The sequence below is a fragment of the Corallococcus carmarthensis genome (assembly GCF_003611695.1).
In the GTDB taxonomy this organism is placed as follows: Bacteria; Myxococcota; Myxococcia; order Myxococcales; family Myxococcaceae; genus Corallococcus; species Corallococcus carmarthensis.
This window is the reverse complement of sequence record NZ_RAWE01000067.1, coordinates 1-21852: the sequence shown is the minus strand read 5'-3', so window position 1 is coordinate 21852 and position 21852 is coordinate 1. Positions and strand designations below refer to the sequence as shown.

General features: G+C 69.4%; 15 protein-coding genes. 6 read left to right on the top strand and 9 right to left on the bottom strand.

What is annotated here, in order from left to right; all coding sequences use genetic code 11:
• Positions 1-61: 61 nt before the first annotated feature.
• Both D7X32_RS19510 and D7X32_RS19505 read right to left on the bottom strand, forming a co-directional pair.
• Complete coding sequence (locus D7X32_RS19510) at positions 62-2101, bottom strand: M20/M25/M40 family metallo-hydrolase (RefSeq protein WP_120604076.1); 2040 nt, start codon at positions 2099-2101, stop codon at positions 62-64.
• A 294-nt stretch (positions 2102-2395) separates the two neighbouring features.
• Positions 2396-2731, bottom strand: a complete 336-nt coding sequence (locus tag D7X32_RS19505) for a hypothetical protein (RefSeq protein WP_120604075.1) — start codon at positions 2729-2731, stop codon at positions 2396-2398.
• Between the two features lie 221 nt (positions 2732-2952).
• On the opposite strand from D7X32_RS19505, the gene D7X32_RS19500 reads away from it, so the two are divergent.
• On the top strand, positions 2953-3354 hold the full coding sequence (locus tag D7X32_RS19500) for a VOC family protein (RefSeq protein ID WP_120604074.1): 402 nt from the start codon (positions 2953-2955) through the stop codon (positions 3352-3354).
• A 72-nt stretch (positions 3355-3426) separates the two neighbouring features.
• Here D7X32_RS19500 and D7X32_RS19495 read toward each other — a convergent pair whose 3' ends face one another.
• Together D7X32_RS19495 and D7X32_RS19490 are read right to left on the bottom strand one after the other, a co-directional pair.
• Entirely contained in the window at positions 3427-6990 is a 3564-nt protein-coding gene (locus D7X32_RS19495) for a glycoside hydrolase family 78 protein (protein ID WP_120604073.1), read from the bottom strand.
• Positions 6991-7211: 221 nt separating this feature from the next.
• Complete coding sequence (locus D7X32_RS19490; RefSeq protein ID WP_120604072.1) at positions 7212-8714, bottom strand: ArnT family glycosyltransferase; 1503 nt, start codon at positions 8712-8714, stop codon at positions 7212-7214.
• Between the two features lie 101 nt (positions 8715-8815).
• On the opposite strand from D7X32_RS19490, the gene tesB reads away from it, so the two are divergent.
• Positions 8816-9685 carry an acyl-CoA thioesterase II gene (tesB, locus tag D7X32_RS19485; protein ID WP_120604071.1) on the top strand — a complete coding sequence of 290 codons (870 nt, stop codon included), beginning with the start codon at positions 8816-8818 and terminating at the stop codon, positions 9683-9685.
• Positions 9686-9694: 9 nt separating this feature from the next.
• Here tesB and D7X32_RS19480 read toward each other — a convergent pair whose 3' ends face one another.
• Positions 9695-10261: a hypothetical protein gene (locus tag D7X32_RS19480; RefSeq protein WP_120604070.1), complete on the bottom strand. Its 567-nt coding sequence runs from the start codon at positions 10259-10261 to the stop codon at positions 9695-9697.
• A 79-nt stretch (positions 10262-10340) separates the two neighbouring features.
• Entirely contained in the window at positions 10341-11570 is a 1230-nt protein-coding gene (locus tag D7X32_RS19475; protein ID WP_120604069.1) for a heparin lyase I family protein, read from the bottom strand.
• 621 nt (positions 11571-12191) lie between these two features.
• Between D7X32_RS19475 and D7X32_RS19470 the strand changes: the two genes are divergently transcribed.
• Positions 12192-13985 carry a sigma 54-interacting transcriptional regulator gene (locus tag D7X32_RS19470; protein WP_120604068.1) on the top strand — a complete coding sequence of 598 codons (1794 nt, stop codon included), beginning with the start codon at positions 12192-12194 and terminating at the stop codon, positions 13983-13985.
• A gap of 21 nt (positions 13986-14006) precedes the next feature.
• Here D7X32_RS19470 and D7X32_RS47560 read toward each other — a convergent pair whose 3' ends face one another.
• On the bottom strand, positions 14007-15383 hold the full coding sequence (locus tag D7X32_RS47560) for an alpha/beta fold hydrolase (protein ID WP_120604067.1): 1377 nt from the start codon (positions 15381-15383) through the stop codon (positions 14007-14009).
• A 439-nt stretch (positions 15384-15822) separates the two neighbouring features.
• Here D7X32_RS47560 and D7X32_RS19460 point away from each other — a divergent pair, with 439 nt between their 5' ends.
• Both D7X32_RS19460 and D7X32_RS19455 read left to right on the top strand, forming a co-directional pair.
• On the top strand, positions 15823-16539 hold the full coding sequence (locus D7X32_RS19460) for a class I SAM-dependent DNA methyltransferase (RefSeq protein ID WP_120604066.1): 717 nt from the start codon (positions 15823-15825) through the stop codon (positions 16537-16539).
• Positions 16540-16551: 12 nt separating this feature from the next.
• Positions 16552-17385 carry a ThiF family adenylyltransferase gene (locus D7X32_RS19455; protein ID WP_120604065.1) on the top strand — a complete coding sequence of 278 codons (834 nt, stop codon included), beginning with the start codon at positions 16552-16554 and terminating at the stop codon, positions 17383-17385.
• Positions 17386-17451: 66 nt separating this feature from the next.
• Here the strand turns inward: D7X32_RS19455 and D7X32_RS19450 are convergent, their stop codons facing one another.
• Positions 17452-17904 (bottom strand): DofA protein, encoded by a 453-nt coding sequence (locus D7X32_RS19450; RefSeq protein WP_120530077.1) that lies wholly within the window; start codon positions 17902-17904, stop codon positions 17452-17454.
• A 370-nt stretch (positions 17905-18274) separates the two neighbouring features.
• The gene (locus D7X32_RS19445; RefSeq protein ID WP_120604064.1) at positions 18275-20857 is read right to left on the bottom strand and encodes an acylase; all 2583 of its coding nucleotides are present in this window, start codon (positions 20855-20857) and stop codon (positions 18275-18277) included.
• A 140-nt stretch (positions 20858-20997) separates the two neighbouring features.
• Here D7X32_RS19445 and D7X32_RS19440 point away from each other — a divergent pair, with 140 nt between their 5' ends.
• Positions 20998-21651, top strand: coding sequence for a CDP-alcohol phosphatidyltransferase family protein (locus D7X32_RS19440; RefSeq protein WP_120604063.1), 654 nt, complete (start codon positions 20998-21000; stop codon positions 21649-21651).
• The last annotated feature ends 201 nt before the right edge of the window (positions 21652-21852 follow it).

Below are 21852 nucleotides of genomic sequence, written 5' to 3'. Positions count from 1 at the left end.
AGGGGACCCGGGTGAACGCCCCGGATCCCCTCCGCTTCAATTCACGTCACCGCCGTGAGGCTCACTGGACGGCGAACACCAGGTCGTCGCGGTCGTTGTAGCTGTTGGAGACGCACGCGCTGCCCGGGCTGCCGGTGCCGTAGCGGAACTGCGCGCGCACGGCCTGGGCGGTGCCGGAGGGCAGCGTGTACGTGGTGGACAGCGTCTGGGAGCCCGCGGCCGCCGGGGTGAGGGTGGTGAGCAGCGTCCAGACGGGCGTCGTCGCGGTGGCGTTGGCCGTGTAGTACAGGTCCAGCCGGTCCGACGACGGGCTGGCGTAGGCCCAGACCGTGGCCTCCACCTTCACCTGCTTGCCCGCGGCGAAGTTGGAGCCGTCCACGGTGGACACCTTGACGGCCTCCACGGACTCATCGCTCCGGTAGGTGCCTTCGCTGCCGTCGCCGCACGTGCCGCGCAGCGTGTTGGGCGTGTTCACCTCCGGGCCCATGGAGCCGCGGCCGTTGAAGAGCGTGCCGCTGTCGCAGGTGGCCGCCGCCGCCGTGCACCGCACCGTCTTGAGCGTGGTGTCGTAGGTGCCGGACGTGGACACGTTGGCCACCGTCACCGTGCGCGCCGTCGCGGTGGTGTTGTTGCCCGCGCTGTCGTGCGCCTTCGCCGTCACCGTGTGGCTGCCGTTGGCCACCGTGCGGCTGTCCCACGCGTAGCTGTACGGCGAGGAGAAGACCGTGCCCTTCACCGCGCCATCCACCAGGAACTCCACCTTGCTGATGCCCACGTTGTCGCTGGCCGTCGCGGTGATGCTGGTGGTGCCGTTCACCGTCGCGCCGCTCGCCGGGGCGGTGAGCGCCACGGTGGGGGCCGTGGTGTCCGAGGGCTGGCCCGGGAGGGTGCCCTTGCCCAGCTCCGCCAGGTACGCGGCGCCGATGCGCGCGAACTTCAGCGCGTTGCTGGCGTCGCCGTTCGTGCTGTTGGCCAGCGTGTCGTTGGCCGTGTGGATGTTGGGGTTGTCGTTGTTCATCTGCGCTTCGAACGGGATGGACGCCGGGTAGCCCTGCGCGGTCCACGACGCGTGGTCCGAGCACCCGTAGCCGCACGTGATGTTGGTGCGCGTGTAGCCCGTGTACGTGTCGATGAGGTTGCCCAGGAACGTGTTCTGCGCCGCGTTGGTGTTGTCCGTGACGAGCGTCACCTCCCACGTGGAGCCGCGGTAGTTGGTCATGTCCAGCTGGAGCACGCCCACCACGTTGGTGCCCGCGGTCTTGTACGCCTGCGCGATGGCCTGCGAGCCGTACAGGCCCACCTCTTCCGCCGCGTACGCCATGAACTTCACCGTGCGCGCCGGCTTGTAGCCCTTCGCCATGGCCACGCGGAACACCTCCGACAGCGTGGCGACACCGGAGGCGTCGTCATCCGCGCCCGGCGCCGTCGCGGTGGGCCGGCTGGAGGAGCCGACGGTGATGTTGATGGAGTCCAGGTGGCCGCCAATCACCACCACCTCGTCCGGGTAGACGGTGCCGGTGATGGTCGCGATGACGGAGGGCTGGGTCCAGCCCGAGTGCGTGTACAGCTGCACGCTCACGTCGCTGCGGCCGGTGGCGTAGGACTCCCAGGCGCTCTTCAGCCAGCTGGCCGCCTGCGTGCCGCCCGTGGAGTTGTTGTAGTAGCGGTTCGTGTAGCTGGCCAGCTGGGTGATGGTGCCGCGGAGGCTGGCCTCCTGCAGGCCGGAGAACAGCCCGTTGACCACCGCCGCGTTGTCCAGCGTGTAGCTCACCAGCGACTGCGTGGGCTGCGTGGGCGTGAGCGCCGCGAGCGCCGCCTCCTGCGTGTCGTGCGCCATGAAGCCCGCGCAGCGGTGATACTGGTCATGCATGATGGAGGACACGTCGCCCAGCTGCGACTCGGTGAGCTTGAGCACGCTCACCCCGTTCGCCTCGCGCACCAGCGTGGGCGCGGGCCCGGCCGAAGCGCGGAACGACGAGCGCACCGTCGTCACCGCCTCCGAACCGATGGTGATGTAGACCTCCTTGTCACGCGGCTGTTCGGCGGAAGCGGTGGCGCAACACAGCGACACGACGACGGGGGCCAATCTCTTCAAACGCATGTTCCGCTCCGATTCCAGGCGAGGGGCGCACTGACGGGAGGCACGGCGGGGACTTTCCACGTCCGGTCCGGACCGGGTGTCCAGACCTCGTGGGTTGGGGGCGCATCCTGTGGAATTCAAGACGAGGCCGTCAAGGCGGACAGCATCGTGAAACAGGATGAGACAGGTTTTTCCGCCAACGATGACGCACCCGGGCCACGCCACGGCGCACCGCGGAAGGGCTCACGCGGTGTCACGAACAGGTTTCGAGAAAGTGGGGAAGGGGAGGCCGCCGTGAAGGGGGGCGGCGGGACTTCAGGTCTGCAGGGTCATGGACAGCGAGCGGCCAGCCGCGAAGCGGGGCTCCGACTGGAGCTTCTCCAGCACGCGGTCCGAGGCGACGAGCGTCACCTGGGGCAGCAGGCCCGGCTCGCTCATCCACTTCACCGCGCCCAGCAGGTGCTGGGCCTTGATGAACTCCAGGACGGCGCCGTGGAAGGCCTTGCCCTCGTCACGCCACGCCTGGGCCAGCTCCGCCCGGCCGCGTTTCTCCGGAGCCGGGGGGGACGCCTTGGCGGAGGCCCTGGCCGGGCGACGCTTCGGGGACCGGTCGTCGTCTTCACGGGGCAGGACGATGATTTCGATGAACATCGCGGCACCCTCCTGAAGGCAAGAACAGCGAAGTGGCGCGGACTATCGCATGAAGCTGCGTCGTCCCGCCGCCAGGTGCCCGCGCTTTTGTGGAGGGTTGTTGCCGCTTTCGCGACTTCCCGGGCGGGTGCGCCTTGACATGCGGGAATTGCCGTTCTGAAGGTCGCCGGTCCGCTGGTTGTTGGACAGACACGCAACAGCGAAATCACGGGAGGCAGACCATGGAACTGCACCACGGCCGCATGTTCGACCACGTTCACCTCCAGGTCCGGGACCTGGAGGCGAGCAAGCGCTTCTACCGCGCGGTGCTGGAGGTGCTGGGCATCCCGGTCTTCAACGAGAGTGAGCGGCACCTCGCCGCGGACGAGCTCTTCCTCAGCAACGACCGCGAACCCACCGCGCGCGTGCACCTGGCCTTCCAGGCGAAGGACCGGGAGATGGTGCACCGCTTCCACCAGGCGGCGCTGGCCGCGGGAGGCCGCGACAACGGGGCGCCCGGAGAGCGCCAGTACCACCCGGGTTACTACGCGGCCTTCGTGCTGGATCCGGACGGCAACAACATCGAGATGGTCCACCACGGGCCGGCGAAGCGCTCGGCGCCGTCCGTCGTGTTCACCTGGTGAGGCCCAGAAAAGGCACGGGGGCCCCCGGGATGACCCGGGAGCCCCCATGGAACGGCGGGACGCGCGGTGGAACTAGCGCGCCGTCAGGGCCCGGCCCCGCACCTGCTTCGCGGACGGGGCGGTGGGGTTGGCGGCCACCGCGGAGCTGACGCTGAACACCAGGTCGTCACGGTCGTTGTAGCTGCCGGACACGCACGCGCTGGTGGCGGTGCTGCTGAAGCGGAACTGCGCGCGCACGGCGTGCTGGCCGGTGGTGGCGCCCACGGTGACGGGGAAGGAGAACGTCTTCAGCCCCACCGCGGTGCAGGCCTGGCCGGTGCTGATGGCCGTCCACGACGGCGTGGCGGTGTTCGTCGAGTAGTACAGGTCCAGCTGGTCGCTGGTGCCGTAGCACCACACCGTCACGTCCACGGTGAGCTGCTTGCCCGGGGTGATGATGCCCTGGTCCACCGTCTTGAGCACGATGCGGTCGATGCTCTCATCCGAGTGGTAGGTGCCGGTGGAGCCGTCCGCGCAGGTGCCGCCCAGCGTGTTGGGCTGGTTGGGTTCCACGCCGCCGGACAACGTGCCGCGCCCGTTGACCAGCGTGGGGCCGGTGTCGCAGCCGCACACGGAGCCGCAGGCGGGGGTGCGCAGGTTCGCGTTGTACGTGGCCACGGTGGGCGTGCACACGTTGGTGGTGGTGAAGCTGAAGGCGGAGCTGTACGCGCTCGCGCCGCAGCTGTCGGTGGCCCGCGCACGCCAGTAGTACGACGTGAGGTTGGACAGGCCGGGCGTCACGTTCCACGCGCTCGAGGACAGGCCGGTGGCGCTGCGCACCACGTTGGTGAACGCGCTGTCGGTGGCCACCTGCACGTCATACGCGGACGCGTTCGTCACGTCGGACCAGTCCAGCGCCGGGGCCAGGGCGACGCCCGTGGCCGCGTTGGCGGGGGCCGTCAGCGTGGGGGCCGCCAGGTTCACGCAGCCGCGCGTGGTGAAGCTGCTCGCCGCGGTCCAGGCACTGGTGCCGCCGCACGAGTTGAGCGCGCGCACGCGCCAGTAGTAGGCCGTGTTGGCCGTCAGGCCCGGGGACACCGTCCAGGTGCTGGCGACCAGCGAGTTCGCGCTGCGCACCACGTTGGTGAACGCGCTGTCGGTGGCCACCTGGACCTCGTAGCCGGACACGCCCGTCACGTCCGCCCAGTCCAGCACCGCGAGCAGCTCCACGCCGGTGGCGCCGGAGGAGGGGGTGGACAGCGTGGGCGCGCCGGGCGCCGCGCAGGTGGGCGTGGTGCAGGTGCAGGCGGACGCCTGGCCGAAGCACGCGTTGCTGCTCGCGGGGACGACCGAGTAGCAGTACTGGCGGCCGTTGGCGACCTCCGGGTCCGTGTAGCTGGTGCCGGTGACGGTGGCGACGCGCGCCTTGCCGAAGTCACAGCCCGCGAAGCCCTCCGTCTTCATCACCCAGTACTGGTTGGCGCCCGCGGACGCCGTCCACGACAGGCTCACCTGGCTGTCGCCCGGGGTGGCCGTGGTGGTGGGGGCCGCCGTGGGGCCCGCCGCGCAGCCGCCGTTGGTGGGCGCGGGCGTGGAGCAGGCGATGTTGTGGCGGTTGTAGGCGGCGTAGATGGCCGTCATGTGCGGCGTGCCGTCCGCCAGGTTGCCGTTGTCGTCGTCCGCGGCCAGCCACTGCATGTAGCCGTTCGTCGCGCCGCAGCCGTCGGACGTGCCGGCGGTGCAGTTGCAGGCGTGCCACGTGCCGATGTTGCCGGAGCCCTGGTAGAAGAGCTTGTTGCCCAGCAGGAACGCGTCGTTGGAGTTGTAGTTGAAGGGCGCGGCGGTGAGGTCGCGCGTCACCAGGTCCCACGCAGCCTGACGCACGGGGGACGCGGCGCAGTGCACCTGCTTGCTGCACGGGCCGGAGCCGGACGAGCACATCGGGCAGGTGAAGTTCTGCGGGGTGGCCGGGATGTTCGGCGCGCTCGCCGCCCAGTCCGCGTCGCGCACGCCGGAGCAGCGCAGGTTGCACCACGACTGGCCCGCGACCTGGGCCTCCTGCTGGTTGTAGCCCGTGCCGTCCGGCGTGAGGCCGCAGCCCGTGTTCGTCGTCTGGAAGAAGCCGTAGCCCACGCAGGACGTCTGCAGGCGCAGGATGCCCGCGATGTCCGCGTAGCCTTCGCTGGAGTTGGAGAGCGAGCCGTTGGCGTCGAAGTTGTCCATGCCGTGGCCCCACTCGTGGTCGAACACCGCGCCAATCTCACCGGTGTTCCGGCAGCCGCCACCGGACTTGTAGAAGTTCACGGTGCTGCCGTTCCAGAACGCGTTGCACGTGCTGGCCAGGTTCACGTTGGACGTGAGCTGGCCCTGCAGCCAGGTGTTGGAGGGCAGCCAGCCGCGGGCCACCTCCTTGATCTTGTTCAGCTCATAGAAGCTGGAGCGCGCCGCCGGCGTGTTGCCGGCGGACGTGCCCGCGGGCACCGTGCAGTCGTGGTCGTTGTTCACGCCGCCCAGGTCCAGCGTGCCCGTGGCGGAGCTCACGTTGATGGCGCCGCAGCTGTCGGCGATCTTCACGTACTTGCCCGCGAGCGTCGTGTTGACCGTGCCAGAGCTGTAGTTGTAGATGCCCGCGCCGTCGGTGAAGTTGTTGGGCGACGCGAAGCCGGTGTTCGCCCACGGCATGGGGGAGTTGGGCTGCATCGTGCCGCACGTCTCCTTCGACGTGCAGGTGCCGATGTTGGTGGACGGGTACACGCCACCCTTCACCTGCGCGTCGAAGTAGTGGTTGTCGTCCTCCACGGCGAGCACCTCGCCGGAGTTCGCGTCCACCGTCACCTTCCAGCGCTCGCTCTCACCGGCGTTGGAGAAGCCGTAGCTCCACACCAGCGAGTGGCCATAGCCCTGGCCGAAGGCCGCGCCCGTGCGCGCGAAGGGCGCCACCTCCAGCGTGGGCGGCTGCCACAGGCTGGTGGGCGACAGCGTCTGGCCCAGGAACGTGCTGCCCGCCGTCAGCGCCTGCGACGCGCTGAACCGGGGCTTCAGGTCGATGGCCACGTTGGACCACGCCTCCGTACCCAGGAGGACGAGGTTGCCGTGGCTGATGGTGGCCGCCAGCCGGCCGTGCCGCACCGGCACGCCGTTCACCACCTGCGGGATGTGCACCTGCCACAGCGAATCCGACACCTGCGTCACGCGCGGCGCGCCCAGCTGCAGCAGGTCCACGCCAATGGCGTCCTGGTGGTCCGCGACGAACTTGAAGACGAGCTCGCCCACCACCGACTCGTCCACGCTGCCCACCGAGCGGCCCAGGCCCTGCCGGACGCCATCGAGGGTGATGTTGTTGCGGAAGCCGTCACCGGGGATGAGCGGGAAGCTGCCCTGGATGCCCGTGGGCATGCCGGACAGCGGATCCAGGTACACCTGCACGTTGCCGCCGAAGCGGGTGACGAACCCCGCCCACTTGTCCGCGCCCGCGCGCGGCATCAACGAGCGGGCCTTCTCCAGCGGCACGTTCTGGATGGGCAGGTACAGGTCCGGCTTGAAGAAGGCCTTCTTCGCCACCGCGCCCTGCTGCGCGGGCTGGGCAGGTTGGAATGCGTACGTCGTGGACGACACCAGGAGGGCAAGACAACACAACGCTGACCGCAGGGGGCGCATGGACGTCTCCTCGGGTGATGCCGCCGGACGGGACCGGCGGGCTCCGGGGCGGAGCGCCTCCTGCTTAGGTCAGGCCCTTTTTAAAAATGAATTGCGGTTATTCCTGAGTAACTTCGAATTTAAAGAAATAGAGCGAAATCAGGAACTTGCAGTGTTCACTGGCCGGTATTCCACTCGCGGAGCGTTTTGATCCGCTCGCAGTATTCCATCCGGGCTTCTGCTCAGGGTTGGGGCCAGAGCCGGACGCGGTCGTCCTGGATGAGCTTCCCGTTCACCGCGTCGGTGGTGCCGCTGGCCATGAAGCGCCGGGGCGTCTCGCGCGTGGCGACGTACGCGGCCTCCGCCCACAGCAGCAGCAGCAGCGCCCCGGCGAGCGCGGGCAGCCTCCGGGCCACGGCCGCGTGGCGCTCGCCCAGGACCTTCAGCGGCAGGACCAGCAGCGGCAGGAGCGCGGGGAAGACGACGAGCAGTCCGCGCGCGTAGCCGAAGAAGGCGAGCGTGACGAGCACCCGGTGCAGCACCACCAGCGACAGCAGCCGGAAGGGCGCGTGCGCGGGCTTGAGCGACAGCAGCATCCCGGCGAGGAGCAGCGCCGCCAGGGGCCATTTGAGCCACCCGGCGTCGGGGACGAACACGTCCACCGGGGCGCGCTCTCCGGTGAGGCCCCCGGGCACGTCCGACACGCCCACGCCCAGGCGCAGGCCGTCCAGCCACAGGTCCAGCTTCGTCCACAGGAGCCGGGCCGCGTCCCCGGGCGCGTCCACCATCCAGCGCAGCCCCTCCGCGTAGCCGTGCAGCAGCAGGCGCCGGTGCTCCGGGCGGGACGCATCCAGTTGGCCGTTGTTGCCGCCCTGGTTGATCAGCGCCGGGGTGAAGCCTCCGGTGGCGCCCGCGTGGTTCGCCATCGCGAAGTTGAGCGGCCCGTACACGGTGACGGGCACCCACTCCGGCAGCGGCTCCAGGTGCGGCGCCCGCGCGTTCAGCTCGCGCATCGTGTCCAGGTTGCGCAGCGCGGAAGGGACGAGCAGCAGCAGGGACACGCCCACCGCCGCGCCCCAGCGCAGGGCCCATGGCTTCCAGCCGCCGGTGCGCTCGCGCGCGGTCCACGCATACGCCAGCAGGAAGGGCCACAGCCCCAGGTGCTCCGCGCGGGTGAGGGTGCCCAACCCCATCACCGCGCCCAATCCCAGCACCGGCGCCCAGGACGGCACCCCGCCACCCATGCGCAGCACCAGCGCGCAGGTGAAACACAGCCACAGCGCGGACAGTGTTTCATTGCTGTACGTGGTGGACAGCACCAGCCACCCGAAGCTCGTGGCGTACAGCCCCGCCGCCACCAGGCTCCACGCTGACCCCAGGAGGCGCCGCCAGAAGCCCTGACAGAAGGCCACCGTGGCCGCCCCCACACAGGCGAGCGCCAGCTTGTACGGCAGCGCGCTGCCCTGGGGCGCTCCCATCACCCGGTACAGGAAGCCCAACAGCGCGGGGAACAGGGGCGGGTGGTAGGGCAGGGCGGCCGGGCTCACGCGGCCCCGCGCCAGGTCCACCGCGGCGGTGTGGAAGAAGCGCGCGTCGCCCGCGAAGAAGACGGAGAAGGGCCAGTCCCGGTCCGGCGAACCCGCCAGATACAGCCCGCGCAAGAGCAGGCTGGCCGCGAACGTGGCCGCCATGGCCCAGGCCGCCGGGTGCCGCCGGAAGGCATCTGGCAGGGAAAGCGGGGCCATGGGCTCCTCCAGAGGAGAAAGGCGCCGCACTCTACATTGGCCCGCGCGCCGGGGCCCGGGGCTGGGGTAGAGACGAGGTGCGTCAAAACGGGAGGACGTACATGAGCCGGGTGCTGGACGAGCTGTTGGGGCTCCTGAAGCTGGAGCCCATCGAGGAGAACCTGTTCCGTGGCGCCAGCCAGGACCTGGGCTTCCGTCAGCTCTTCGGAGGGCAGGTGCTGGGGCAGTCCGTGTCCGCCGCCAGCCAGACGGTGGAGGCGCAGCGCACGGTGCACTCGCTGCACGGCTACTTCCTGCGTCCCGGGGATGCGGGCCTGCCCGTCGTCTACACCGTGGACCGCGTGCGCGACGGCGGCAGCTTCACCACCCGCCGCGTGGTGGCCATCCAGAAGGGGCAGCCCATCTTCACGCTGATGGCGTCCTTCCAGGGTGACGAGCCGGGCTTCACGCACCAGGCCACCATGCCGGACGTGCCGCCGCCGGAATCCCTGCCCACGGACCTGGAGCTGCTGGGGCGCCACGCGGGCCGGATGTCGGAGCGGCACCGGGAGAAGTTCCTCTCCGCCAAGCCCATTGAAATGCGCCCGGTGACGTACGTGGACCCCTTCGAGCCCACCGCCCAGCCGCCCGTGAAGCACGTCTGGTTCCGCGCCGACGGGACGATGCCGGACGAGCCCCAGGTGCACCGGTACGTGCTCGCGTACGCCAGCGACTTCAACCTGCTGGGCACCGCGCTCCAGCCGCACGCTCAGACGTTTCTCCAGCCGGGCTTCCAGATGGCCAGCCTGGACCACGCGCTGTGGTTCCACGGCGACCTGAAGGTCAACGACTGGCTGCTCTACAGCATCGAAAGTCCCTGGGCCGGCAACGCGCGCGGCCTGGCGCGCGGGCACGTCTTCACCCGGGACGGGCGGCTGGTGGCCTCCGTGGCCCAGGAAGGGCTGCTGCGCCAGCGCACGGACGCGCGCTAGCGAACAGCGTCAGTAGGACGCCGGGATCGCCCGGGGCTGGGGACCCAGGTCGATGACGCCGCCCGGGCGGTCATCTTCCGAGCCGGTGGTGGGCTTGAAGAGCATGCTCACCGCCACCAGCGACCCCATCAACACGACGCCGATGGTGCCCGTGAGCAGCAGCGTCTTGCCCAGGCTGAACTCGCGCAGCTGGGCGTGGTCCACCTCCGTCAGGGGCACCTCGATCGGCGCCGCGGAGGCGCCGGAGGAGGAGCCCTCCAGCGGCACGCCCCGGAAGCGGTCGGCGTCCACGCCCACTTCGATGAAGCGCTGGAACTCCGCTTGAGCCTGGGCGGAGACCCGCGCCAGCGCCAGCGGCGTGTCCGAGCTGAACGGGTGCGCCTTGCCCTCCACGTCCCGCACCATGCGATGGCGCTCGTTGGGGCGGTTGAGCATCACGTCGCCCAGCTCCTTCAACAGCGCCGCGTTGTCGTCCCTGAAGCCATCCAGCCGCGCCAGCTCCGGCTTGGGAATGGCATAGGTCGTGGTGCAGGACGCCAGCAGGGATACGGCGGTCAGCGCGGCGCACAGACGCATGGTACGGCTCCTCGGGATGGGCCCTGAAAGCCTATCCCGGGGCGTGCCCCGGCGCCTACCGGGGCACGCGGCCGGTGTTTCACTTCAGCTGGTAGTTGGCGTTCAGCACGTCGTCCTTCGTCCGGCCCATCACCCAGCCGTCGTGGTAGACGACGCCCACCGGGGCGATGGTGTCGTTCCGGTACAGGCCAATCTTCAGGTAGTTGAGCTGCCCGGTGTACTGCGTCGCGATGTTGCGCTTGGGCAGCACCAGGTTGCCGTCGTAGTACAGCTCCACGAAGCCCACGCTGGCGTTGGGCGACCACTTCACGTGGAAGATGAAGTCATGCCACGCGTTGCGCACCAGGGGCGTGCGCCAGACGATGGTGCCCGGCGAACCGCCGATGTTGAGCCGCATCTCCTCGCCGTACACGTAGAACTCCACCGGCGGTGAACCGCAGCACCCGTCGTGGTGCCACTGGGTGAAGAGCTGCCACGTGTTCACGCTGGGGAAGTCCGGCGCGAAGCGCGTGCTCCAGCGGTACCAGTACTCGGTGCCCGTCGCCTCCTTCGTCTGCTTGAAGATCTCATTGCGGTTGCCGCTGGAGTTGATGGGGTCATCGCCCTGCTTCACCGTGGCCTTGAGCGCGAAGCCGCCCTCGCGCACCGGCGACGGAATCACCTGCAGCCGGTCCGCCGACATCATCTGCGTGCCGTCCCACTGGCTGCGGTCGCCGGACTCGAAGTCGCCCCGCCAGATGATGCCGCTGGGGGTGGTGGGGGGCGGCGTCGTCGTGGTGCCGGAGCACGGGCGCGCCTCCGTGATGCTGGCCCAGTCGTTGACGGTGTTGCCCTGCACGGTGATGCGCACCCGGCGCGCGCTCACCGACGTGAAGCTGTACGTCTCCGCGGCGGTGGTCGTGCCCTTGCTCTTGCCGCTGTACACCTGCGTATACGTGTAGCCGTCCGGCGACACGGACACGGTGAAGGTGTTCGCCCGCGTGGCGCCTTCGTGCCAGGCCACCGACACCGCGCCCACGGCCTTGGTGGCGCCCAGGTCGTAGTCAATCCACTGGCCCTTGCCCAGGCTGCTCCAGCGCGTGGTGAGCTGATCATCCAGCGTGTTCGCCGCGACACTGCCCGCGCCGTCGTCGCCGCTGGCCTTCACGCCGCTGGGCGTGAGCTGTGTGCAGCCGGTGGTGGTGAGGTCCTCGCCGGACGTCTCGAGCGACGGCTGGCGGTCTTCAACCGGAAGGGAACCATCCGGAGCGCCACAACCCACGGCGCTCAGGACGAACAACGTTTCAACCAGGAGGAGGGTTTTCTTCAAGGGGTTGACCCAGGGGGAAAGGACAGGCAATGAAAAGCCATGCTCCAACGACAGGAGACGGGGCATGGCCGGGGGATGTCTGGCTTTACGGCGGGGCAATCCCCTCTCGTGCTCCCGGACCTGTTCGACAGGGCCGTGTCGACGGGAGGAGAAAGACAACGTGACGTGTGTTCGGGTACTCCATCCGGCAGAGGGGGAAAGCCTGCCGTGCTCCAAGGTGATAATCGGAATAGCGAAGTTCTATTTCGAACACAAGCGACGTTGAGCCCGCCTGCATGCTGGGCAGGTTCAAATCCGAAAGACAGACATTGATTTCAGACGTCCCGGTTGAAAACCTTCAACCCGCCGGAATGAGCAATACAGCCCGTCGCGTGGGATGCGTACCGCCGGAGCACGGCCTGTTCGCACCGCGGGCTGTGGTTCGGTGTGGGGACGCGCCAGCCCACGTTCCGGGCAGGGCATTTTGGACCCGTGTCCACTTGCGGCGTGCCCGGCGGACACCCCCTTTGCCGCCGACTTGCGATGACGGGAGAATCAGGCAGAAACCCCTCCCGAAATGTCCGTGGATTTCCAGGAAGCCCGCCGCGCCGCGGCCATGAGGCCGGTCGAGTGACGCACCCCATGACGCGCTCCGGGTCCGAGCAGGTGGCTCGGAGCGAGCGCAAGCCGTTGTACGTGAAGGTCGTGACCCAGCCGGCGCTGCATGGCTGCTGGTCCGTGAACATCAGCGAGACGGGCATCGGGCTCATCGCCACGCCGCGCCGGCCTTCAGAGGGCCCGCACGAGAACGAGCCGGTGGAGATGGCCTTCTCGCTGCCGGACACCGGCGCCCACGTGCGGGTGCATGGCACGGTGCGCTGGCGCCATGACACCGCCAGTGGCGGGGGCACGGTCGCGGCGCTGGGCATCAGCTTCGGCGCCTTCGACGCGGCGGACGGCGTGAAGCTGGCGCGCTACCTGTCCACGTCCCACCTGCAGGTGGTGGCCGCCTTCGCCTCGGATGACGAGTCACGCGCGGTGCGTCAGTCCCTGGACGGCGTGGCCACACCGCATTTCGCGGCCACCGTGGAGGACGTGCACGCGCTGCTCACGCGTGGTGACATGGCGGCGCTCCTGGTGTGCGGCCAGGACGAGTCGCGGGCGCTCGCGCTGGTGGAGTCCCTGGCGGAGTTGCGCGCGGAGGTGGATCCCACGGGCGCGGGGCCGCCCAGCGACCTGGCCTCGCGCATCGTCTACTGCGCCCCGGCGGCTCCGGAGCGGCTGGTGGCGCTCTTCAACACCGGCCGCATCTACCGGTCACTGGGGGCGTGGCCGGACCCGGACGCCATGCGCGAGGCGGTGCTCCAGGCGGGGCGCGAGCACGGCTTCCGCACGGAGCAGTGGCGCATGGCGCTGGAATTGGAGCGCAACCTCATGCGCGAGCGCGCGCTGGCCCAGGCCCCGGTGGGCGGCCCGGGCCGCCACGCGGAGGACGTGGGCTTTCGCAGTCCGCCCATGCAGCGGGTGATGGAGATGGTGCGCCTGGTGGCCCCCCACCGGGTGGCGGTGCTGCTGCAGGGGGAGACGGGCACCGGCAAGGAGGTGCTGGCGCGCATCCTCCACCGGCTCTCCGGCCGGGGGGACCTGCCGCTCGTCGTGCAGGACTGCGGCGCGCTCACGGAGACGCTGCTGGAGAGCGAGCTGTTCGGCCACGTGAAGGGGGCCTTCACCGGCGCGGTGTCGGACCACCCGGGCCTCTTCGTGCTCGCCAACGGCGGCACCATCTTCCTGGACGAGATTGAGAACACCACGCCCAACCTCCAGGCGAAGCTGCTGCGCGTGCTGGAGACGGGCGACATCCGCCCGGTGGGCGGCACCCAGGTGCGGCACGTGGACGTGCGCGTGGTGGCCGCGAGCAACCGGGACCTGGGGGAGGAGGTGCGCACCGGCCGCTTCCGCGCGGACCTCTTCTACCGGCTCAACAGCTTCACCATCGACATCCCGCCCCTGCGCGAGCGCCCGGAGGACATCCCGGAGCTGGCGCGGACGTTCGTGGAGCAGTTCAACCGCACCCTCAAGCGCTCCGCCACGGGCGTGGCCCCGGACGCGGACGAGGTGCTGCACGGCTACGGCTGGCCGGGCAACGTGCGCGAGCTGCGCAACGTGGTGGAGCGGGCGGTGCTGCTGTCGCGGCCCGGGGAGATGCTCACCCGGCGCCTGCTGCCGCCCGCGCTCATCAACAACACCGTGCCCCGCGCGGACCCCACGGGGGACGGCTCGCTCCGGGCCCGGCTCCACCAGGTGGAGCGCGACCTCATCCGCGAGGCCCTGGAGCGCCACGGCGGCGTCCTGCGCCGCGCGGCCGTGGCCCTGGGCATGGACCCCGTGACGCTGGGCCGCCGGGCCCGGCGCCACGGCCTGTGGAAGGCGGAGTAGCCCTCCCTCCGCCCCGTCCCGTCAGTGGGCCTGCAGCCACTGGAGGATGGGCTGCCACACGCGCACGCGCGCGTCCCGGGCGAGGAACAGGTCCGCGTGGCCGAAGTCCAGCGCGCGCTCCGCCTCCGGCCGGCTGCGCACGATGAGGCGGGTGACGTCCGTGCTGCCCAGCAGGCGCGTGGAGTACTCACCGAAGCGGCCCACGCCGCCCGCCGCGCCGATGTACAGCACCGGCACCTTCACGTCCTTCAGGTGGTCGTCGTAGGGCACGTCCAGGCCGCACAGCTGCGCCTCTGTCTCCACCACCTCGTTGAGGCTCTGGTAGGGGACCGCCAACCGGAGGTAGTCGAACAGGGTGGGCTCCGACGTGTAGGCCGTCTTGTTCGGCAGACCGGCGGTGTCCGGGACGCTGCCGGCCAGGTGGTAGCCCGGCGTCAGCGGCTGCAGCGGCGCGAGCAGGGCCGCGGTGGCCCCGGCGGCGATGACCGCGAACTGCCGGTTCGTCGGCGGGGGCCGCCCCGTGGCCCCCTGCGTCGCGAGCGGGGAGGGCGCGTTGGGGTTCTGCGCCGCCAGCTGGCCAATGAGCTTCACCGGCGTCCCCGGCGCGGGCCCCAGCAGGCCGCCTTCCGTGCGGCCCTCGTCGCGGGCGGCCTGGAGCGCCTCGTACCGCTCGCACGCCCACTGCCGCTGCTGGGCCGCGTCCGGCCCGAAGCGCACCGGCATGTCCATGGGCACGAAGCCGTCCACCCGGCGCAGCGCGCGCGGACGCTGCGCCTCCCCGTCCAGGTACGCGTACCCGATGGTGGCGCCCCGGCTCCAGCCCAGCAGGAACATCCGGCCCTCGCCGCCATTGCCGGACAGCCGCCGCACGACGTCCGCCAGCGCCAGGCCCGTGCCCAGGTCCTTCACGTGCGTCTGGAGGCTCCAGTTCGCCATGAACTGGAAGTCCGTCTCCGCCTCCGGCACGCCCACCCAGCGCAGGTCCAGGCCCCACACGTCCACGTCCTGGCTCGCCAGGTACGCCGCCAGCGAGCGGTCCTCCGGCATCGTGGACACGCACGTGTTGGTGAGGAACGCGGGCACGAAGCCCCACAGGTCCCCGTGCACCATGAACACGGCCCGGCTGCTGCGCGCCGGAATCCAGGGACGGGCTTCACGCACCACCCGGTGCACGGTGACGGCGTCGTACTTCCCCGTCCCCACCCGCACCTTCCAGGTGTAGTGCGCCAGTCCGCCGGCCAGCGCCTCCCGCTTCACGCTGGAGGCCGCCAGGCCCGCCGACACCAGCGAGCGCGTCCACTGCTCCGCCTGAGACGTCTCTTCACGCGCTTCCCCCGGATTCGCGCGCAGTGCCACGAACAACGCCATCACCACCCACAGGCTCAACGTCCTACGCATACCGACCTCGACTCGCATGAGGGTCCCCCACGCAGGAAAGCGCCAGGGAACGACATCCGGCGCCTCCGCTGCACGCCTCCCCAAGAGCACCTTCCGCGCCAGGGCCCAAGTCATTGATTTTGTTGGTGTTGCCCCGCAGGGCAGGCTTCATCGGTGAAGGCCACCCAGAGCCGCTCCGGCCGCGCTCCGAGTGAAATAACGCGGCACCCCGCGTACTTCAATGCTGAGACATGCGCACCACGGATGGCGCGGGTCCTCCGCGACTGAACGGACATCCCCGCCGGCCCGCCAGGGTGTGTTTGTTCATTCAATCCAACACATACATCTGAAACAGGCAAGTCCTGGATGATAGGGGAAGACGGCGGGGCAATCGCCCGAGAGGGGTGGAGCGGGGGACAACTCCAGGCCACACCCTGACTCCCCGCGAGGGGGAGGACCCATGCCCGAGACCGTCTTTGTCGACAACATCTGGAATGACTTCGCGCACAGCTACGATCAGATGATCCCCGAGCTGCCGTGCTACCAGCGGCAGCGCGAGAAGATCCTCCGGGACACCCGGGAGCGGGCCTACGTCATCGACGCGGGGTGTGGCACGGGGCTGGTGAGCGAGCCGCTGGTGCGCCGGGGCCAGCGCGTCGTCGGCTTCGACAACAACCAGGCCATGCTCGCCCTGGCGGTGCGCCGCCGCGCGACGGAGCCGGAGGCCGTGCGCGCGCGCTGGACGCTCTTGCCCGGGGACGTGACGGTGTTTCCCCCGGAGGTGGAGGGGGGCGCGGACGCGGTGGTGATGAACAACGTCCTCTTCTACGTGCGCGACCCGGAGGCGGTGCTGCGCGAGGCCTGGACGCACCTGAAGCCCGGCGGCGTGCTGTGCATGACGAGCAACAAGCGCCCCCGGCCCGACCTGGAGAAGGTGCTGAAGAACTCCATCCGGGAATGGGAGGCCCAGGGGCGGTGGACGGAGTCCCTCCAGCGCGCGGTGAACCACCACCGCACCTGCGCCCAGAAGCTCACCACGGACCCCAACGAGATGGTCACCTTCCTGGACACGGACCAGGCCGTCCAGCTGCTGAAGAAGGTGGGCTTCAGCGAGGCGCTGGTGTCCGACGGCGACGACTACTACGGCGAGAACTTCTACGTCTGCATGCGCAAGTAGGGAGCCCTTCCAATGACGAACGTGAACCCCCGTTTCCAGCGCAACCTGGGCGTCCTCCACCCGCAGACCATGGACAAGCTCGCCAGCACCCACGTGCTCGTCGCCGGCGTGGGCGGCGCGGGCGGCCAGTGCGCGGTGGACCTGACGCGCCTGGGCTTCGGCTGCCTGACGCTCGCGGACTTCGACGTCTACGAACGCCACAACATCAACCGGCAGATTGGCTGCTTCGAAAGCACCCTGGGCCAGCACAAGGTGGACGTGGTGGAGCGCCTGTGCCGGGACATCCATCCGGACCTGCGCGTGCACAAGGTGAAGGAGGGCATCACCGACGCCAACGTGGCGGACGTGCTCAAGGGCCTGGGCGGCCTGCCCCCGGTGGACTACGTGGTGGAGGTCATCGACATCGCGGGCGCCCGCGCCAAGGAGTCGCTCCACCAGACGTGCCGCCAGCTGGGCATCCCCATCATGACCGGGCTGATGCTGGGCTTTGGCGCCGCGCTCCACGTCTTCCAGCCGGACGCGCCGCTCTACGAGGAACTCTTCATCCTCCCGGACGGCCGCATCGACCTGCCGAAGATCATCCCGCACCTAGGCAGCTACATGCTCCAGGAGTACATGGACGCCTGCTACCAGGGAAAGGGCCACGCGCCCACGTGCGTGATTGGCGCCACCACCGCCGCGGGGCTGATGGTGAGTGAAATCATGCGGGGCGTGATGCTGGGGGCTCGCGCGATGGTGTCCTGGCCCGAGTACCTCTACGTGGACCTCTTCGACCACCGCTACGTGCGCGGCTCCGTCAGCGCCGCCCGTCCGGTCCGGCCGGTGGGGCAGGGCGCCCGGGGCTGAAAAAGCCCGCGCGCTGCATTCCGGGGCCGGGGGCCCTTTGAAGGGCCCCCGAATCCCCCCGGGGACTTACATCACCACGCCGCGCGACCGCGCTTCGTTCACCACCTGCGTTCCATCCACTCCCAGCCGCCGGGCGATGAAGCCCGCCGCGCCGTCCGCGTTCTTGTGCACGCGGATGAACTGATCGTCATACGTGCGCGTGACGATGAGCATCCCCGACACGATGACGCGCTGGAGGTTGTGCTGCAGTTCGTTGCCTTCGATGATGACGTGGATCTCCGAGAACAGCGCCCGCGCGTCCGACAGCATGTTGGACAGGTGCCGGCGCTGCTCGCTGTTGGGGACCGCGGACTTCGCTCCCGCGATGGTGACGAGCACCAGCGGCTGCTGCTGGTGCTGCTGGTAGGCGGCCTGCATCTTCTGGAACACCGCTTGAATCTCTTCCGGCGTCGGTGGAGCGTCCCAGCGCAGGAAGAACACCTTGTCGATGACGTCTGTCTTGTAGACCGGAAGTGCCATGGCGTTCGCGACTCCTTCGTGTCGGACCCAGCGGCCGTCCCGGTCGGTACGCGTCCGGGCTTTCTCCCTGGGCCTGAGGGACATCCTGCTCTTCAGCCGCGGTCAAGAAACTAGCCCTGAAGGCTGACATTCTTGAGACGACACATCCGAACATCACTGACGGCGTCACGGACTGTGAGTTCGCCTCGGAGGCCCCCTTGGATGTCCGCTGGAGGATGCTCGGCCCGGACGCCGGGGCCGGCGGCCATGTCTGTGAATTCCGCTCCCTGTGACAAGTTTCAACGGTGAATCCCAATGAAAACAAGAAGGCCCCGGGAGCACGGCGGCTCCCGGGGCCTTTGAGAGGCTTCAGGCTGTCAGGCGGTGAGGACTACCCGCCGGAGACGGTGGTCTCCACCGCGGTCTTGTCGGAGGCGATCTGCGCGTCCGTGAAGAGGATGGGGCGCCACTGCTTCTGGGAGAACAGCAGGGTCTGGTCCGCGTAGTGCGCGGAGGCCGGGTCGCCGGACTGGCTGTAGCTCAGCACGGCGTTGGCGTTGGGGCCCGCGTCGGTGAACTGGAGCGCCATGACGAAGGAGCTGCCGTTGTTGATGGGGTAGCCCTCCTTGGCCAGCAGGGTGTTGGTGTTGTACGTGGCCGTGTGGGGCTGGGCGAAGTCGAACACCGTGGTCCGGGCGACGCCGAAGGACACGACGTTGGTGACGCCCTCGCGGCCCATGCCGCCCTGCAGGGGGATGGGGGCGCCGGCGCGGGTGGTGAACTGCACCTGGCCCAGCGTCTTGTCCAGCGCGTTGCCGGAGCGGTTGATGGTGAACACGGCCTGCGCCAGCTTCACCAGCACCGGGTCATCACCCGTGGCGGGCGCGGCCGGCAGGGTGTTGGGCGTGGCGATGGGGTTGGCCGGGTCGAACGGGACGGAGAACAGCGGGCCCGCGTTGAACAGCTGCGGGCTGGGGTAGGCGCCCACGAACTCGCGGAACACGAACGCGCCCTTCTGGTCCACGTCGTAGCGGCCGCTCCAGGCGGTCAGCAGCGCGCACGCCTGGCTGATGTCCACGACGTTGTCCTTGCCGGTGGTGTCCTTGTAGGTCACCGTCGTCTTGCCCGTGCAGCGCTCCACCAGGCCCGCGCGCACCAGCTCCTCGATGCTGCTGCGGTTGCTGAACACGGCCGTCTTCAGCTCCTCGAAGGTGAACTTGCCGTCCGGACCGGAGGCGCCGGTGGCGGAGACCTCCGTGAGGATCTTGGCGTTCATGCGCGTGCGCGGCGACTGGGGCACCTTCTCGAAGCCATGCAGCGGGGAGAACCCGGTGATGGGCGCGGCGGGGTTGGCCAGCCAGTAGCTGTCGTTCGCGTTGAAGACGAAGTCCTTGCGCTCCAGCTGCGGCACCTTGGTGAAGGGCACGAGGCCGGGGCTGCGCGAGCCCGGCTCCACCTGCCACTCATTGGCCGGGTCGCTGCCGTTGAGCGCCACGAAGCCCAGGGCCTGGTAGATGAGGTAGGGGACGGTGAGTCCGGGCGTGGTCGCCTCGGTGGCCCACTTCGCGGCCGCGTCCTTGGTGAGGTTGGGCGTGGGCGTGGCGTCCGTGTACCAGGCGTTGCCCTCCTTGTCGGCGTACATCGTGTTCACCCAGGGCAGGCCCTGCTGGGTGGCGTAGACGTCCTTGAACTCGGCCAGGGACTTGGCCTTGTTCATGCCGTGGAACTGGTCCAGGAACTTGGTGTTGTCGATGTTCGCGTCGCGCAGCGTGAGCGCCGTCTGGCTGTTCCAGCCGAGCGTGCCCGCGGGGACGCCCTGCGGCAGCGACGAGTCCGGGATGGCCATCATCGGGCCGTAGTGGCTGAAGTAGACGGTCTGCGTGTAGTTCGTCAGCGACCCTTCCGACAGCTTCACCAGGATGGTGAAGGTCTTGGAGGTCATGGCGCGCTCTTCGTTGCCGTACTTGTAGACGGTCGGCTTCCCCGGCACGAGCTGCAGCTGGTAGATGGTCGCGCGCTGGCCGGCGGAGAAGGTGTGCGTCCAGCCCACGTTCTCATTGAAGCCGATGAGCACCGCCGGCACGCCCATGAGGCCCACGCCGTAGACGTTCATCTGGCCCGGCACGGTGAGCTGGCTCTCCCAGAGGCGCAGCTCGCCTTCCCAGGGGAAGTGCGGGTTGGCCATCACCATGCCCTTGCCGTTGTCGGTGCGGTCCCCGCCAATGGCCCAGCCGTTGCTGCCGAAGTCCGCGTTCTTCAGCTTCTGGAGCTCCTCCAGCGAGGGCGGCTGGGGGCGCAGCGCGGCCTGCTTCGGGTCCACGGACTGCGCGCTCACGGTGGGAGGCGTGGCGGAAGGGATGGTGAGCGCCAGCGCGTTGATGCCCGCGATGAGCGTCAGGTCCGTGTTGTACGCCAGCAGGTCCACCGGGGTGATGGGCTTCACCCACGCCGCCTTGGCGCACTCGGCGGGGAGGGCCTCCGGGGCCGTGTCCGCGATGTACTTGTTGTAGCCGGCCGCGTAGCCGGTGAGCATGTCCTGCACTTCCTGGGACAGCGTGGGGAAGGCCGCCTGCGCGCGCCCCATCACGTCCATGGCCAGGTACGCCAGGTCGGAGCCCACGTGCCTGTTGCCCGTGCCCTGGCCCAGGTAGCGGGCGCGCTCGCTGCGCACCTTCAGGACCTGGTCCGCCAGCGTGCAGACGTGGTCCTGCGCGAAGGCATAGCCCTGGCCGAAGCCCAGGCTGCCGTAGTTGTCCGCGGTGATGTGCGGGATGCCGTACGACGTGCGCTTGATCTTCGCCGTGTACTTCGGCGCGGACGGCGTCGGGTTCGGGTCGACGATCTCTTTGTCGTCGTCACATCCGGTGCTGGCAACCAGCGCCAGGGACGCGAGAAGGGAGAAAGAAAGACGGCGGGTCCGGACAGCACGGAACCCTCCGCGAGGAGGAGAATTATCGGGGATGTGCTCGGGCATGGCGGCCCGGAGACTAGGAAGGTGGCGATTCGCCGGTCAATGTTTCTGGGATTTGACTTTTCCACGGAGATGAAACGTCCGGATGCGTCGCGTCGTGGGTTTGGGAAAGCCGGAAAGACGGTGTGTGTTACACGGGAGCCATGACGCCCGAGCCCTCGTCGCCGCCCGCGGCCCGCCGCCAGCGCCGCCACTTCTCCATGATTCGCACCTTCGTGCTGGCGGACTTCGTCACGCTCGGCAACGGCTTCTCCGGGGCCGGAGCCATCCTGGCGGCCATGCAAGCGCTGGCGACCGGCAACATGCGCTGGCTGTGGGTGGCGTTCTGCCTGATGCCGGTGGCGCTGGTGATGGACGTGGCGGACGGCCGCATCGCGCGGTGGCGCTTCCGCAAGTCGCCGCTGGGCGCGGACCTGGACTCGCTGGCGGACGTCATCTCCTTCGGGATGGCGCCCGCGGCGCTGGCGTTCGCGGTGGGCCTGCGCGGCAACCTGGACGTGGCGGCGCTGCTCTACTTCGTCGCGTGCGGCATCAGCCGCCTGGCGCGCTTCAACGTCACCTCCGCGGAGCTGTCCGACGGCACCGGCAAGGTGAAGTACTTCGAGGGCACCCCCATCCCCACCAGCCTGCTGCTGGTGATGGTGCTGGCGGTGGCCACGTGGCAGGGCCGCATTGGTGACGCGCTGTGGGGCGGGGTGTGGAACCTGGGTCCGCTCCAGCTGCACCCGCTGGCGCTGCTCTACGTGGCCAGCGGCAGCGCGATGATCAGCAAGACGTTGCGGATTCCGAAATTCTGAAGTCTTCCGCTGTCGTGGGCGGAGGTGTTGCCAACCAGTGGACGTTCTGGAGGGCAGTTCCACTGTTTTTCCCACGGTGAGGCGGTTGGCAGTCCCGGGGTGGGTGCCTAGCTTCGCCACCTGATCCGCGAGGGCCACACCCGGAAGGTGTGGCCGCTTTGCGCGGCTTCAAAGCTTTTGGGCGAGGCGGGGAGGGAAGGG